The organism is Stutzerimonas stutzeri (assembly GCF_009789555.1).
Lineage (GTDB): Bacteria > Pseudomonadota > Gammaproteobacteria > Pseudomonadales > Pseudomonadaceae > Stutzerimonas > Stutzerimonas stutzeri_R.
Window position 1 is genome coordinate 1,040,462 of record NZ_CP046902.1, and the last position, 13,328, is coordinate 1,053,789.

The following is a 13,328-nucleotide window of genomic DNA, read 5'->3' on the forward strand; positions in this document are numbered from 1 at the left end:
CCTCAGTTCTTCTTCGTCGGATCTTCGACCTTGCGGGCCTCGGCATCGATGGTGTGGTTCTGTTTCTCTTCGACACTGGGCTTGTCTTCATCGGTGCCCATGGACTTGCGGAACCCCTTGATCGCGTCACCGAGGTCCGAGCCCAGGCCTTTCAGCCGCTTGGTGCCGAAAAGCATGACCACAATGAGCAGAATGATCAGGAGTTGCCAGACGCTGATTCCACCAAAACCCATGCTGCGTTACTCCGAAGTTGAATATCAGGATTGCGGGCGCGCGGCTTTTTCCGCGTGCCCCGAAAGACCGAAACGCCGGTCCAGTTCGTCCAGTACCGCCTGGGGGTGCTGGTCCAGTGCGGCCAGCATCACCAGGCTGTGAAACCACAGGTCGGCGGTTTCGTAGATCAGGTCGCTGGCATCGCCGCTAGCGGCTGCATCCTTGGCGGCCAGTATGGTTTCCACCGACTCCTCGCCGACTTTCTCGAGGATCTTGTTCAGCCCCTTGTGATAGAGGCTGGCCACGTAGGAGCTGTCCGCAGCGGCGCCCTTGCGGGCTTCCAGCACCTCGGCCAGGCGGTCGAAGGTGTCACTCATGTTTGTGCTCCGCATAGATCGCGTCCGGGTCCTTGAGGACCGGCTCGACGGTTTTCCAGGCACCGTTCTCGAATACCCGATAGAAGCAGCTTTCACGACCCGTGTGGCAGGAGATGCCGCCCACCTGCTCAACGCGCAGCACGATCACGTCGGCATCGCAGTCCAGGCGCAGTTCATGCAGCTTCTGCACATGGCCCGATTCCTCTCCCTTGCGCCACAGCTTGCCACGCGAACGTGACCAGTAGATGGCGCGGTTCTCCTGCGCGGTGAGTGCCAGCGCTTCGCGATTCATCCAGGCCATCATCAGGATGCGCCCGGTCTGATGATCCTGGGCAATCGCCGGTACCAGGCCGTCTTCGTTCCAGTGTATGTCGTCCAGCCAGTTCATCGGATTCTCCGCTCAATGCGCCAAGTGTGCCAGCCCCGCCGACTGCTGGCTATCGGCGCACCACGATGTAGATACCGGCGCTGAGCATGATCCAGGCTGGCCATGTGGTGACGGCGGTAAAACTGTCCGCGGCCGCGGCGAGGGTCGCTCCACCACCCAGCAGCACGGCACCGATGAGGCGCAGCGGCCAGTGGCGATGACGCTCCCGCCAGGGCGGTGGCGGGTTGTTGGCATGTGGATTGGACATGCGTTCGAGCAGCTCGCGGGTCATGCTGGCCAGGTGCGGCAGCTGTTCGATCTGCGCATGGGCATTTTTCAGCAGTTGCCTGGGGCTCATGCGCTCGCGCATCCAGCGTTCGAGATAGGGCTGGCCGGTAGCCCACAGATCCAGTTCAGGATACAGCTCGCGGCCCAAGCCCTCGATGTTCAGCAAGGTCTTCTGCAACAGCACCAGTTGCGGTTGGACCTCCATGTTGAAGCGCCGCGCGACCTGGAACAGGCGCACCAGCAACTGGCCGAACGAAATATCCTTCAACGGTTTTTCGAAGATCGGCTCGCAGACGGTACGGATCGCTGCCTCGAACTCGTTGACCTTGGTTTCCGCCGGTACCCAGCCCGAGTCGATATGCAGTTGCGCGACCTTGCGGTAGTCGCGTTTGAAGAAAGCCATGAGGTTGCGCGCCAGGTAGTCCTGGTCCTCGGGCGTCAGGCTGCCGACGATGCCGAAATCCACCGCGATGTATTGCGGGTTCCAGGGCTGGTGGGTGCTGACGAAAATATTGCCGGGGTGCATGTCGGCATGGAAGAAGCTGTCGCGAAAGACCTGGGTGAAGAATATCTCCACGCCGCGCTCGGCCAGCTGTTTCATGTCGGTGCGCTGTTCGGCCAGCCGAGCCATGTCGGTCACCGGGACGCCGTAGATGCGCTCCATCACCAGCACCTGGGGGCGGCAGAAATCCCAGTACACCTGGGGAACGTAAAGCAGGGGCGATCCCTGGAAATTACGTTTGAGCTGGCTGGCATTGGCGGCTTCGCGCAGCAGGTCGAGTTCGTCGTAGATGGTCTTGGCGTAATCATCGACGACTTCGACCAGGTGCAGCCGGCGGGCTTCGGTGGAGGCCCTTTCAGCCATCTTGGCGAGCAGGAACAGCCAGGCAATGTCCTGACTGATCACAGGTCGCAGGTTGGGTCGCACGACCTTGACCACCACTTCTTCGCCGCTGCGCAACCTGGCGGCATGGACCTGGGCGACCGAGGCGGACGCCAGCGGCTTGCTGTCGAATCGTGCAAAGATTTCGCCCACCGGCGCACCCAGTTGGCGCTCGATCAACGCGGTGGCGACCGCCGAGTCGAACGGCGGTACGCGGTCCTGGAGCATCGCCAGCTCTTCAGCGATGTCCAGCGGCAGCAGGTCGCGACGGGTAGAGAGGATCTGGCCGAACTTGATGAAAATCGGGCCGAGGCCTTCCAGCGCCAAGCGCAGGCGCGCACCACGGGACAGCACCGTGCGACGACGCGGCAGCCAGCGCCAGGGCAGCAGATAGCTGGTCGAGCGCAACCACCAGGGCATCGGCAGGTCGAGGATGATGTCGTCCAGGCGGTAGCGAATCACCACCATCAGGATGCGGAACAGGCGTCGGGCGGCGGCGAACAGCTTCATTCGGGTCGGTCTGGTTTCAGAGATGGGTTGAGCCGCTCGACCCGGGCTTCGAGTCGGTCGAGATCGAGTTTGAGGCGATCGAGTTCAGCGAAGCGGGTTTCTGCCTCGTCCTTGCCGATCAGTACGCGGGATTCCTCGCTGAGGTAGTCAGCCAGGTCCTGGCGCAGGCTGTCGGCACTCTGTCGCGCCCAGTCGGCCTGCCGGCGGGCACCCGCCCCGAGCAGATGGGCGCCGACCGGTCCGAGCCAGCGCGACACTTCATACTCCCAGTCCAGCTCAAGGTCCTGCAGTACGTCGGCCAGGCTCATCAAAGGCGCGCTGTCGCCCTCGATCTCGACGTCCGGGCCATGCAGGATCGCAGTCTTGTTACGGCTGGTGGCCAATCGCAGCAAGCTCGCACCGGAGGCACGCAAGCGGCAGTCCGGCTCGCTGCCCCAGTCTTCGGCCAGTCTCAGGCCCTCGGCATCGGCAAGAATGAACAGCCGCCACGCCGGTGCCGTGCAGTCGACCTCGATGATCCGGCCACTGAGGCGGGCGAGGCGCGGCAGGGCAGTCGGGTCCAGACGCAGCACGCGATTGAGGCCGCGTTCGGCTCCGGCCAGCAGGGCTGCGCGCAGCATCAGGGCTTGATGCCGCGATGCAGGGCGACAATGCCGCCGGTCATGTTGTGGTAGGTAACGCGCTCGAAGCCGGCGTCGACCATCATGCCTTTCAGGGTTTCCTGGTCCGGGTGCATGCGGATCGACTCGGCCAGGTAGCGGTAGCTTTCCGAGTCGTTGGTGATCAGCTTGCCCATCATCGGCAGCAGGCTGAAGGAGTAGGCATCGTAGGCCTTGGAGAACAGCGGGTTGGTCGGCTTGGAAAACTCCAGCACCAGCAACCGGCCGCCGGGCTTGAGTACCCGCAGCATCGAGGCGATGGCGTCTTCCTTGTGTGTCACGTTGCGAAGGCCGAAGGCGATGGTGACCACATCGAAATGGTTGTCGGGGAAGGGCAGCTTCTCGGCATCGGCCTGGACGAATTTCACGTTGCCCGCCACGCCCTTGTCGAGCAGCCGGTCGCGGCCGACCTTGAGCATCGAGGCGTTGATGTCCGCGAGCACCACTTCACCGGTCGGACCGACGATGCGAGAGAACTGGCGCGTCAGGTCACCGGTGCCGCCGGCGATGTCCAGCACCCGGTTGCCGTGCCGCACGCCGGACAGCTCGATGGTGAAGCGCTTCCACAGACGATGCACGCCTGCCGACATCAGGTCGTTCATCAGGTCGTATTTGGCGGCCACGGAATGGAACACCTCGGCCACCTTCTGCGCTTTCTCGCTCTCCGGCACGTTCTTGTAGCCGAAGTGGGTGGTGGGCTCTGCGTCATGCTCTTTGCGAGGATCGGTCATGTCACTGTCACCGGAAGAATGTGTCGGCATTCTAAACCTAATTGAGGGTAAAGCCGATAAACGCGCCGGCGCTGGACGAGTGGCCGATACCCACGGCTCGGCACAGGCCGGGCGATGGCCACGCGTTGCGACATCGGGTCGCCCGACGCAGGGTTCGATCGCTGCGCCGCGCGGATGCCGAGCGGCTGTGCGGGAACGCCGTCAGCCGCGTCTTTGTTATAGTGCGCGCCTTTTTCGGCCCGCAGCCAGGAGTCGCCATGGCCCGCATCATCGTTGAGCGTACCCACCGCCTTGGCCGAGACGCCGCGCGGGAGAAAGCCGAGCAGTTGGCCGCGAAACTGGCGAACGATTACGGCGTGCGCTGCGAATGGCACGGCGATGTGTTGAAGGTGCGCCGCAGCGGAGCGGACGGCCATATCGAGGTCGGCCAGGACCGCGTCCGGGTTCTGCTGAACCTTGGGCTGTTGTTGTCGGCGATGGGCAGCAGCATCCAGGGCCAGATCGAACGCGCGCTGGACACGGCGCTGCAAGCCTGAACCCGGCCAGTCGCGAAGCGCTCAGAGCATCAGCTTGACCGGCGAGATGTCCGGGTCACGCGATTTTCCATCGCGCGCCAGGGCGGCGAGGTATTCATCCCAGATCTGTTGCTGATGGGTCGCCAGGTGATGCAGATAATCCCAGGTGTACAGGCCGCTGTCGTGGCCGTCGCTGAATGTCAGTTTCAGTGCGTATTGGCCTGCGGGCTCGATCCCTTCCAGCGCGACGTTGATCTTGCCGGTTTGCAGAATGGGGTTGCCATGGCCCTGAACTTCCGCCGAAGGCGAGTTCACCCGCAGAAATTCCGCTGGCAGGACGTAGCGCTGGTCGGGGCCGTATTCCAGCTCCAGCGTTTTCGATGCTCGGTGCAGTTTGACCGCAGTGGGGATGCGCATCGGTGACTCCATATGAGCGTGAAGCAAGACGCTGAAAGCCGAAGCCGTGCGGCTCGCAAATCTAAGGCGTCAGCCTTCGAACCGACCTGGGCGCGCAACGGGTGCGCGTCCCAGGCTTGCTGCGGGTTCCAGCTGCTGTTTAAAGAATATACCGCGACAGGTCTTCATCCTCGGCGAGCTCGCCGAGGTGGCTGTTGACGTAGGCGGTGTCGATGCGGATCGGCTCGCCGTTCTGCTGCCCGGCCAGATCGCCGGCACTGAACGAGACTTCCTCCAGCAGGCGCTCAAGCAGCGTATGCAGGCGGCGAGCACCGATGTTCTCGGTCTTCTCGTTGACCTGCCAGGCAATCTCGGCCAGGCGCTTGATGCCGTCTTCGGTGAATTCGATGCCCAGCCCCTCGGTCTTCAGCAGCTCGCGGTACTGCTCGGTGAGCGAGGCGTGCGGCTCGGTCAGGATCCGCTCGAAGTCTTCCGGCGACAGCGCCTTGAGTTCGACGCGAATCGGCAGGCGACCCTGCAGCTCCGGTACCAGATCGCTGGGCTTGGACAGATGGAAAGCACCGCTGGCGATGAACAGAATGTGATCGGTCTTGACCATGCCAAGCTTGGTATTGACCGTGCTGCCTTCGATCAGCGGCAACAGGTCGCGCTGCACGCCTTCGCGGGACACATCCGCGCCGCCGGTATTGCCGCGCTTGGCGACCTTGTCGATCTCGTCGATGAAGACGATCCCGTTCTGCTCCACCGCTTCGAGGGCGCGGCCTTTGAGTTCTTCTTCGTTCACCAGGCGGGCCGCTTCCTCGTCGCGCACCAGCTTGAGCGCGTCCTTGATCTTCAACTTGCGGCTCTTTTTCTTGCCCTTGCCCATGTTGGAGAACAGATTCTGCAACTGGCTGGTCATCTCCTCCATGCCCGGCGGCGCCATGATTTCCACGCCACCCGGGTTATCGGCGACCTCGATGTCGATTTCCTTTTCGTCCAGCTGGCCCTCGCGCAGGCGCTTGCGGAACAGTTGGCGCGTGTTGGAATCGCTGCTTTGTACGGGCTCCTCGCTGAAACCGACCGGGCGTGCCTGCGGCAACAACGCGTCGAGAATGCGTTCTTCTGCGGCATCCTCGGCGCGATGGCGCATCTTGCCAACTTCCTGTTCGCGCATCATTTTCAAGGCAGCGTCGGCCAGATCCCGGATGATCGATTCAACATCGCGACCGACATAGCCCACCTCGGTGAACTTGGTCGCTTCTACCTTGATGAACGGCGCGTTGGCCAGCTTGGCCAGGCGGCGCGCGATTTCGGTCTTGCCGACACCGGTCGGACCGATCATCAGAATGTTCTTTGGCGTGACTTCCGGGCGCAGCTCGGCGGACAGCTGCATGCGCCGCCAACGGTTGCGCAGGGCGATGGCGACGGCACGCTTGGCGTCGTCCTGGCCGATGATATGGCGGTTGAGTTCGTGGACGATCTCGCGAGGCGTCATGGACATTTTTTCGTTACTCCCGAAGCTGGGCAGGATACAAACAGGCCACTTGAAATACGTAGGCGAGGCCGGCAAGACGAGGCAAAAACACGCGAGGAAGCGGGGTTTAATCTAAATGAGCTTTCCGAGCGTGTTTTTAACGATGGTTGCCAACGCCGCTAGTTTTTTCATCGGCCTGCTCAGATCGCGCTGTCCAACTCCTCGATGGTCAGGTTCTGGTTGGTGAAGACGCAAATGGTGCCGGCAATGTTCAGCGCGGTTTCGGCGATATCCTGCGCCGACATGTCGTCGCCGCCTTTCTGCAAGAGCGCCAGTGCGGCGGCCTGGGCGAAGCCACCACCGGAGCCCATGGCGATCAGGTCGTGTTCCGGCTGCACCACGTCGCCGTTGCCGGTGATGATCAACGATGCGTCCTTGTTGGCCACGGCGAGCATGGCTTCCAGACGGCTGAGGGAGCGGTCGGTCCGCCAGTCCTTGGCCAGTTCGACGGCGGCACGGACGAGATGCCCCTGGTGTTTTTCCAACTGCCCTTCGAACCGTTCGAAGAGTGTGAAGGCGTCGGCGGTGGCGCCCGCGAAGCCGGCCAGGACCTGACCGTGATAGAGGCGCCGGACCTTTTTGGCGTTGCCTTTCATGACGGTATTACCCAGGGAAACCTGGCCGTCGCCGCCCATGACGACTTTGCCGTTGCGGCGCACTGAAACGATGGTGGTCAAGGGAAAATCTCCACGCAGCGGGGCGATGAATGCCCGAATGCGCTTGATATGGGGGACGCTGTCACGCATTTCAACCGGCGCGCGGGATTCAACCCACGCGGCGGCATGCCATTGGGCGCGGCCAAATGGCCCCTCAGGCGGCGCCGCGGTTCGCCGGCGGGTTCGGTTCGGCGGGCACGCTGGGGTCGTCGCTGAAGGCAATGACCTTGCGCAGGCGCACCGGGATCGATTTGGCCGCCGGCACCTTGCTGCGTTTGGCATGGTGCCAGACCGGCAGCAACGCGTTGCATTCGGGGTAGTAACCGGCGCAGCAGCCTTCGGGGATGTTGTAGGCCGTTACGCGCAACGGTCCGACGGCGCGATGCACGCCATCGTCTACCACCGTGACCGCTTGGATCTTGTCGCCTTCGGCCAGCCCGAGGCGAGCCATGTCATTGCTGTTCATCAGCACGACCGCGCGTGTGCCCTGGATGCCCCGGAAGCGATCGTTGTAGCCGTAGACGGTGGTATTGAACTGGTCGTTGCTGCGCAGCGTCATCAGTTGCAGTACGTCGCGCTGCTCGTGACCGCCTTGTTCGGTATCGGGATCTTCGGCCAGCGTCGACGGCAGGATGAAATTGGCCTTGCCGCTCTCGGTCGCCCACTCGCGTTTGCTTGCGCCCAGTGGTCGATGGAATCCGCCGGGCTCCATCATGCGGACATTGAAGTCGTGGAATATCTCCGGATAGCTTTCGGCGATGGCGTTGCGGACCAGGCCGTAGTCACCGACCCAGGCGTCCCAGTCGAGGTGCGGATTGGCAGCCAGCGTGGCCTTGGCCAGCCGCGCGACGATGGCCGGCTCCGACAACAGCCGTTCGTCCGCCGGCTCGGCCACGCCCCGCCAGGCGCGAATGCAGCCGGTGCTGTCTTCGGTGGTGTTGCGTTGCTCACCGGTGGCCTGGCGATCGATTTCAGTACGGCCCAGGCAGGGCAGGATATACGACACCTTTCCGGTAATCAGGTGGCTGCGGTTGAGTTTGGTTGAAATCTGTACCGAAAGTTGCAGGTTGCGCCAGGCCGGCTCCATCTGCAGGGTGTCGGGCACCGCCCTGACGAAGTTACCGCCCATGGCGATGAAGCCCTTGATCTTGCCGGCCAGGATGCCTTCGCAGGCTTCGACGGTGTTGACCCCATCGTCGCTCGGCGGCTCGAAACCGAACTGGCGGCGCAAATTGTCGGTTGGCACCTTTTCGGCTTTCTCGGTGATGCCGACGGTTCGCTGGCCCTGGACGTTCGAATGGCCGCGTACGGGCAGGATGCCGGCGCCTTCCTTGCCCATGTTGCCGCGTAACAGCAACAGGTTGACCAGCATCTGGATGGCCTCGACGCCGTGGCGGTGCTGCGTCAGCCCCATGCCATAGGCTGCCACCACGCGCTTGCAGCTGGCGTAGCTGACCGCGGCGGCCTCCATCGCACTGCGGCTCAGGCCGGATCGGCGTTCCAACACCGGCCAGCTGTACCCGACCATGCGCGCCTTGAACGCTTCGAAGCCGTGGGTGTGTTCTTCGATGAAGGCCCTATCGAGCACACCAGGTCGTCCGGCGGCCACCGCGGCGGCGTCCATATCGAAAAGCGCCTTGCACATGCCCGATATCGCAGCGATGTCGCCGCCGATCTTGAGCTGGTGATACTGCGTGCTGATTTTGGTTTCGTCCGGCGTCAGCATTTCTCGCGGTGACTGCGGATTGACGAAACGCTCCAGGCCGCGTTCGCGGATCGGATTGAAGGTGATGATCGGTGCGCCGCGCTCACGGGCCTGTTGCAGGTCATGCAGCATGCGCGGGCTGCAGGTGCCGGTGTTCTGGCCGAAGAACAGCATGCCGTCCATCTTCTCCAGGTCGTTCAGCGTGACCGTCGCCACCGGGACGCCGATGCTTTCCGGCAGGGCGACGGACGAACTCTCGTGGCACATATTGGAGCTGTCCGGCAGGTTGTTGGTGCCGTACATGCGGGCCAGTAGCGCGTACATGTAGGCGGTTTCCAGCGACGCGCGCCCGGACATGTAGAAGACCACCTCGTTGGGGTCGGCCATGGCCTTGAGCGTACGGCCAATTTCTTCGAAAGCCTGATCCCAGCTGACTGGCTGATACCTGTCGCTGGCCGGATCGTAACGCAAGGGGTGGGTCAGCCGGCCCTGTTGCTCAAGATCGAAGTCGGTCCAGTTCAGCAGCTCGCTGACGGTATGGCGGTGGAAGAATTCAGGGCCGCAGCGGCGACTGGTATTTTCCCACGCGGTCGCCTTTGCGCCGTTTTCGCAGAATGACAAGGGGCGCGACGGGTGCGGTTTGGCCCAGGCGCAACTGACGCAGGCGAAGCCGTCGATGGGCTTGTTCTGCTTGAGCAGCAGTGAGGCGCCCGTGAGCGGAATCTTTTCGCGGATGAGGATATTGGCGACCGAATAGGCCGAGCCCCAGCCGCCTGAAGGCGCGTCGTAGGGTTTGAACGTTGGCTGGCTCACGTCGTACTCCTGTGCCTTGTCGCGGATGCCGTGGCGACGAGTCTCTTGTTACGACGCAGAGCCGTGGCGGATCGTTCAACCTTGCGGATGACAGGGACATTTGCCGGTCGAGCGGGTGCCAGCCGACTCTTTATTGCATGGCGAAATCCAGTTGCCGCCAGGCTTCGTAAACCGCGACGGCGACCGTATTGGACAGATTCAGGCTTCGGCTGTCCGGACGCATGGGCAGGCGCAGGCGCTGCTCGTTGGGCAATGCATCGCGAATTTCCGCTGGCAGACCGCGACTTTCCGGGCCGAAGAGAAAGGCATCGCCGCGCTGGAACTGCACCCGATGGAAGGGCTGCGAACCTTTGGTGGTGAAGGCGAACACCCGCGTCTGGCCGATGCTCGCCAGGCAACTGTCGAGGTCGGCGTGGCGTTTGAGCGGCGCGTACTCGTGATAATCCAGGCCCGCCCGTCGCAGACGCTTGTCGTCGAGTTCGAAACCCAGCGGCTCGACCAGATGCAGGCTGCAGCCAGCGTTGGCGCAGAGCCTGATAATGTTGCCGGTATTCGGCGGAATTTCCGGCTGGAAAAGGATCACATGAAACATGCGCGTCACCGACTCTGAAAACGACCGGCATTCTACTGCGGCAGGCGACCCTGCGCCGCGCGATCCGCTACCTCGTTTGCGCCGTCGCTTTTTCGGCTCGCTGGTACTGATCGGGCTGCTGGTGGGTGCCATGATCGGGCGCGTTACGGCACCCGGGCCTGTGCAGTTGCTGCGTGTCGAGCCGGCCACCGATGGCCTGCAGCTCTGGTTCGACCGTGAACCACCGCTGTATGGCCAGGACGTTGACGGAGCCGTCGGCATGCTGTTCCAGGCGCAGGGCAATTCCGGCGACGGGCGGCTTGATCCGGGTGGCATGAATGTCGCCTGGCGCCTGCAAACGACCGAGAAGGGATTGCTGTTGCACTTCGTGGCGACCCGGCCTCTGGCCGCCGAATGGGAGGGCGAAAAGCGGGACGGCGACTGGGCGTTGAAGGTGCGGGTGGCGCCCCGCTGATCGCACCTTCTTGCCGCAGCGTCCGATCAGTTGTCCTCGCCTTCGTCCTCGTCACCGCCTTCCACGCCCATGCCCAGTTCCTTGATCTTGCGCGTCAGGGTGTTACGCCCCCAGCCGAGCAGTAGCGCCGCATCGCGGCGACGTCCAGCGGTGTGCTTGAGGGCGGTCTCGATCATGATGCGTTCGAACGCCGGAACTGCTTCGTCGAGCAGGTTCGATCGGCCTCGGGCCAACGCCAGGTCGGCCCACTGATGCAACGCCTGCTCCCAGTTGTTAGCCGGCAGGCTGTCGGCGGGCTGATTGAGCAGTTCCGGAGGCAGATCGCTGACATGCACCTCGCGCCCGGACGCCATTACGGTGATCCAGCGGCAGGTATTTTCCAGTTGGCGCACGTTGCCGGGCCAAGGCAGGTTCTTCAGATATTCTTCGGTTTCCGGCTTGAGCAGCTTGGTCTCGACGGCCAATTCCTGCGCGGCACTGGCGAGAAAATGCCGAGCCAGTGCTGGAATGTCCTCGCGCCGGTCGGAGAGCCGCGGAATGTGGATGCGGATGACGTTCAGGCGATGGAACAGGTCTTCGCGAAACTTGCCAGCCTGCACCAGGGTTTCAAGGTCCTGGTGGGTGGCGGCGATGATGCGTACATCGACCTTTACCGGCGTGTGGCCGCCGACGCGGTAGAACTCGCCGTCCGCCAGGACCCGTAGCAGGCGGGTCTGGGTATCGGCCGGCATATCGCCGATCTCGTCGAGAAACAGGGTGCCGCCGTCGGCCTGCTCGAAGCGCCCGCGGCGCTGGTTGGCCGCGCCTGTGAAGGCGCCTTTCTCGTGGCCGAACAGCTCGGATTCCATCAGATCCTTGGGGATCGCTGCCATGTTCAACGCGATGAACGGCGATGCCGCGCGCGGACTGTGACGATGCAGCGCGTGGGCGACCAGTTCCTTGCCGGTGCCGGACTCACCGTTGATCAGCACGGTGATGTTCGAATGGCTGAGGCGGCCGATGGCGCGGAACACCTCCTGCATCGCCGGAGCCTCGCCGATGATTTCCGGCGTGTGATGCTGGTTGGCCGGCTCCTGCAGGTTCTGCTGTTCCTGCGCATGCTGGTTGGCACGCTTGACCAGCGAGACGGCGTCGTCGACGTCGAACGGCTTGGGCAGGTACTCGAAGGCGCCGCCCTGGTAGGACGCCACCGCGCTGTCGAGGTCCGAATGCGCGGTCATGATGATCACCGGCAGGCGAGGATGCAGTTCGCGGATCTGCGCCAGCAGATCCAGGCCGCTGATACCGGGCATGCGGATGTCGGAAATGATCACATCCGGTTGCTGCCGCGCCAGCCGTGCGAGCACGCTGTCGGCACTGTCGAAACTCTGCGTGGCCATGCCTTCCTGTTGCAGGGCCTTCTCCAGTACCCAGCGGATGGAGCGATCGTCGTCGACGATCCAGACGTTTTCGCTTTGGCTCATACGCAAGAGGCTCCTTGTTCCAGCGGCAGGAAGATCGAAAACGCGGTGTGGCCGGGATGGCTTTCGCATTCGATCAGGCCTTGATGCTGGCTGATGATGTTCTGGGTGATCGCCAGGCCGAGTCCGGTGCCATCCGGACGGCCGCTGACCATCGGGTAGAAAAGCGTGTTCTGCAGCTCGGCCGGGATTCCCGGGCCGTTGTCGATGATTTCGATGCGCGCAACCAGACGATGGCGGACATGACCGATGGTGAACTGGCGCAACGTGCGCGTACGCAGGGTCAGGCGGCCGAGGCCCAGTTCGCACTGCCCGGCCAGCGCCTGCATGGCGTTGCGCATGATATTGAGCACCGCCTGAATCATTTGCTCGCGATCGAGCAGCACCTCGGGGATGCTCGGATCGTAATCGCGCACCAAAATGAGGCTTCCCTGGCTTTCCGCTTCGATCAGGCTGGCCACATGTTCGAGCACTTCGTGAATGTTGGTCATCGACAGTGAGGGCAGCTTGTTCGAGCCAAGCATCCGGTCGACCAGATTGCGCAGGCGGTCGGCCTCCTCGATGATGACCTCGGTGTAATCCTTGAGGTGTTCCTCGGGAAGCTCGCGCGACAACAACTGCGCCGCGCCGCGAATGCCGCCGAGCGGGTTCTTGATCTCATGGGCGAGCCCGCGCACCAGCAGCTTGGTGGTCTCGTGAGCGGACAGTTGCGCCTCTTCCTTGGTAATGCGCAACAATCGATCGCGAGGCAGTACCTCCAACAGCAACATCGTTTCCTTACGGGTCAGGATCGGCGTGACCGCGTAATCGACGGTCAGTGGCTGGCCGTTCGTAGACGTCAGGGTGGCTTCGCGCTTGGTGAACGGGTGCGCTTGCTCGACCGCCTGGCGCAAGGCTGCCAGCGCCTCGGAGGACTCGGTGAAAAGCTCGCTGATGAACTGCCCGTGGCTGCGCTGGCCGCTGACGGCGAGCAGCATTTCCGCTGCGGGGTTCATGTATTCCAGACGCAGGCGCGAATCGAGCAGCAGGGTCGCGGTGGTCAGGTTCTCGATCAGCAGGCGCTGTAGGGCTTCGTTGATCATGGCTGTCTGCATCCGATGGGTGAGACGGGAAATGCAAGAAGCAAACCAAGGCGCTCGTTTTCGGCGCGGCTGCATAGGCGCTGGCGCTCC

General features: G+C 63.1%; 15 protein-coding genes. 2 read left to right on the plus strand and 13 right to left on the minus strand.

The features are described 5' to 3' along the window. Positions 1-2: 2 nt before the first annotated feature. From tatA to ubiE, 6 genes are read right to left on the minus strand one after another with little or no spacing between them, the layout of a single operon-like run. Complete coding sequence (gene tatA / locus GQA94_RS04800) at positions 3-233, minus strand: twin-arginine translocase TatA/TatE family subunit (RefSeq protein WP_158187007.1); 231 nt, start codon at positions 231-233, stop codon at positions 3-5. 24 nt (positions 234-257) lie between these two features. Then, positions 258-590 (minus strand): phosphoribosyl-ATP diphosphatase, encoded by a 333-nt coding sequence (locus GQA94_RS04805; protein WP_158187008.1) that lies wholly within the window; start codon positions 588-590, stop codon positions 258-260. After that, a complete protein-coding gene (gene hisI / locus GQA94_RS04810; protein WP_158187009.1) occupies positions 583-978 on the minus strand; it encodes a phosphoribosyl-AMP cyclohydrolase in 396 nt (131 codons plus the stop codon). The genes GQA94_RS04805 and hisI overlap by 8 nt, the downstream gene beginning before the upstream one ends. Before the next feature lie 49 nt (positions 979-1,027). Next, entirely contained in the window at positions 1,028-2,638 is a 1,611-nt protein-coding gene (ubiB, locus tag GQA94_RS04815) for a ubiquinone biosynthesis regulatory protein kinase UbiB (RefSeq protein WP_158187010.1), read from the minus strand. After that, positions 2,635-3,258 carry a ubiquinone biosynthesis accessory factor UbiJ gene (locus GQA94_RS04820; RefSeq protein WP_158187011.1) on the minus strand — a complete coding sequence of 208 codons (624 nt, stop codon included), beginning with the start codon at positions 3,256-3,258 and terminating at the stop codon, positions 2,635-2,637. Before GQA94_RS04820 ends, ubiB begins: the two co-directional genes overlap by 4 nt. Continuing rightward, entirely contained in the window at positions 3,258-4,028 is a 771-nt protein-coding gene (ubiE, locus tag GQA94_RS04825) for a bifunctional demethylmenaquinone methyltransferase/2-methoxy-6-polyprenyl-1,4-benzoquinol methylase UbiE (protein ID WP_158187012.1), read from the minus strand. Before ubiE ends, GQA94_RS04820 begins: the two co-directional genes overlap by 1 nt. Positions 4,029-4,285: 257 nt before the next feature. Between ubiE and GQA94_RS04830 the strand changes: the two genes are divergently transcribed. Then, complete coding sequence (locus tag GQA94_RS04830) at positions 4,286-4,564, plus strand: polyhydroxyalkanoic acid system family protein (RefSeq protein ID WP_158187013.1); 279 nt, start codon at positions 4,286-4,288, stop codon at positions 4,562-4,564. Positions 4,565-4,585: 21 nt separating this feature from the next. Here GQA94_RS04830 and GQA94_RS04835 read toward each other — a convergent pair whose 3' ends face one another. From GQA94_RS04835 to trmL, 5 genes are all read right to left on the minus strand, one after another. Further along, on the minus strand, positions 4,586-4,960 hold the full coding sequence (locus GQA94_RS04835; protein WP_158187014.1) for a gamma-butyrobetaine hydroxylase-like domain-containing protein: 375 nt from the start codon (positions 4,958-4,960) through the stop codon (positions 4,586-4,588). A gap of 139 nt (positions 4,961-5,099) precedes the next feature. Continuing rightward, positions 5,100-6,443 (minus strand): ATP-dependent protease ATPase subunit HslU, encoded by a 1,344-nt coding sequence (gene hslU / locus GQA94_RS04840; RefSeq protein WP_158187015.1) that lies wholly within the window; start codon positions 6,441-6,443, stop codon positions 5,100-5,102. Between the two features lie 173 nt (positions 6,444-6,616). Then, entirely contained in the window at positions 6,617-7,153 is a 537-nt protein-coding gene (gene hslV, locus GQA94_RS04845) for an ATP-dependent protease subunit HslV (protein ID WP_158190027.1), read from the minus strand. A 133-nt stretch (positions 7,154-7,286) separates the two neighbouring features. Next, entirely contained in the window at positions 7,287-9,650 is a 2,364-nt protein-coding gene (locus tag GQA94_RS04850) for an FdhF/YdeP family oxidoreductase (protein WP_158187016.1), read from the minus strand. A gap of 130 nt (positions 9,651-9,780) precedes the next feature. Next, on the minus strand, positions 9,781-10,242 hold the full coding sequence (gene trmL / locus GQA94_RS04855) for a tRNA (uridine(34)/cytosine(34)/5-carboxymethylaminomethyluridine(34)-2'-O)-methyltransferase TrmL (RefSeq protein WP_158187017.1): 462 nt from the start codon (positions 10,240-10,242) through the stop codon (positions 9,781-9,783). Between trmL and GQA94_RS04860 the strand changes: the two genes are divergently transcribed. Next, on the plus strand, positions 10,241-10,696 hold the full coding sequence (locus GQA94_RS04860; protein ID WP_158187018.1) for a hypothetical protein: 456 nt from the start codon (positions 10,241-10,243) through the stop codon (positions 10,694-10,696). The genes trmL and GQA94_RS04860 overlap by 2 nt on opposite strands. A gap of 26 nt (positions 10,697-10,722) precedes the next feature. On the opposite strand, the gene ntrC is transcribed toward GQA94_RS04860, so the two are convergent. Together ntrC and glnL are read right to left on the minus strand one after the other, a co-directional pair. Further along, positions 10,723-12,159 (minus strand): nitrogen regulation protein NR(I), encoded by a 1,437-nt coding sequence (gene ntrC / locus GQA94_RS04865; RefSeq protein ID WP_158187019.1) that lies wholly within the window; start codon positions 12,157-12,159, stop codon positions 10,723-10,725. Then, positions 12,156-13,238, minus strand: a complete 1,083-nt coding sequence (gene glnL, locus GQA94_RS04870) for a nitrogen regulation protein NR(II) (protein WP_158187020.1) — start codon at positions 13,236-13,238, stop codon at positions 12,156-12,158. Before glnL ends, ntrC begins: the two co-directional genes overlap by 4 nt. Between the last annotated feature and the right edge of the window lie 90 nt (positions 13,239-13,328).

Coding starts and splice junctions, on each gene's coding strand:
- tatA (WP_158187007.1), bottom strand. CDS start 233: ATGGGTTTTGGTGGAATCAGCGTCTGGCAACTCCTGATCATTCTGCTC.
- GQA94_RS04805 (WP_158187008.1), bottom strand. CDS start 590: ATGAGTGACACCTTCGACCGCCTGGCCGAGGTGCTGGAAGCCCGCAAG.
- hisI (WP_158187009.1), bottom strand. CDS start 978: ATGAACTGGCTGGACGACATACACTGGAACGAAGACGGCCTGGTACCG.
- ubiB (WP_158187010.1), bottom strand. CDS start 2,638: ATGAAGCTGTTCGCCGCCGCCCGACGCCTGTTCCGCATCCTGATGGTG.
- GQA94_RS04820 (WP_158187011.1), bottom strand. CDS start 3,258: ATGCTGCGCGCAGCCCTGCTGGCCGGAGCCGAACGCGGCCTCAATCGC.
- ubiE (WP_158187012.1), bottom strand. CDS start 4,028: ATGACCGATCCTCGCAAAGAGCATGACGCAGAGCCCACCACCCACTTC.
- GQA94_RS04830 (WP_158187013.1), top strand. CDS start 4,286: ATGGCCCGCATCATCGTTGAGCGTACCCACCGCCTTGGCCGAGACGCC.
- GQA94_RS04835 (WP_158187014.1), bottom strand. CDS start 4,960: ATGCGCATCCCCACTGCGGTCAAACTGCACCGAGCATCGAAAACGCTG.
- hslU (WP_158187015.1), bottom strand. CDS start 6,443: ATGTCCATGACGCCTCGCGAGATCGTCCACGAACTCAACCGCCATATC.
- GQA94_RS04860 (WP_158187018.1), top strand. CDS start 10,241: ATGCGCGTCACCGACTCTGAAAACGACCGGCATTCTACTGCGGCAGGC.
- trmL (WP_158187017.1), bottom strand. CDS start 10,242: ATGTTTCATGTGATCCTTTTCCAGCCGGAAATTCCGCCGAATACCGGC.
- ntrC (WP_158187019.1), bottom strand. CDS start 12,159: ATGAGCCAAAGCGAAAACGTCTGGATCGTCGACGACGATCGCTCCATC.
- glnL (WP_158187020.1), bottom strand. CDS start 13,238: ATGATCAACGAAGCCCTACAGCGCCTGCTGATCGAGAACCTGACCACC.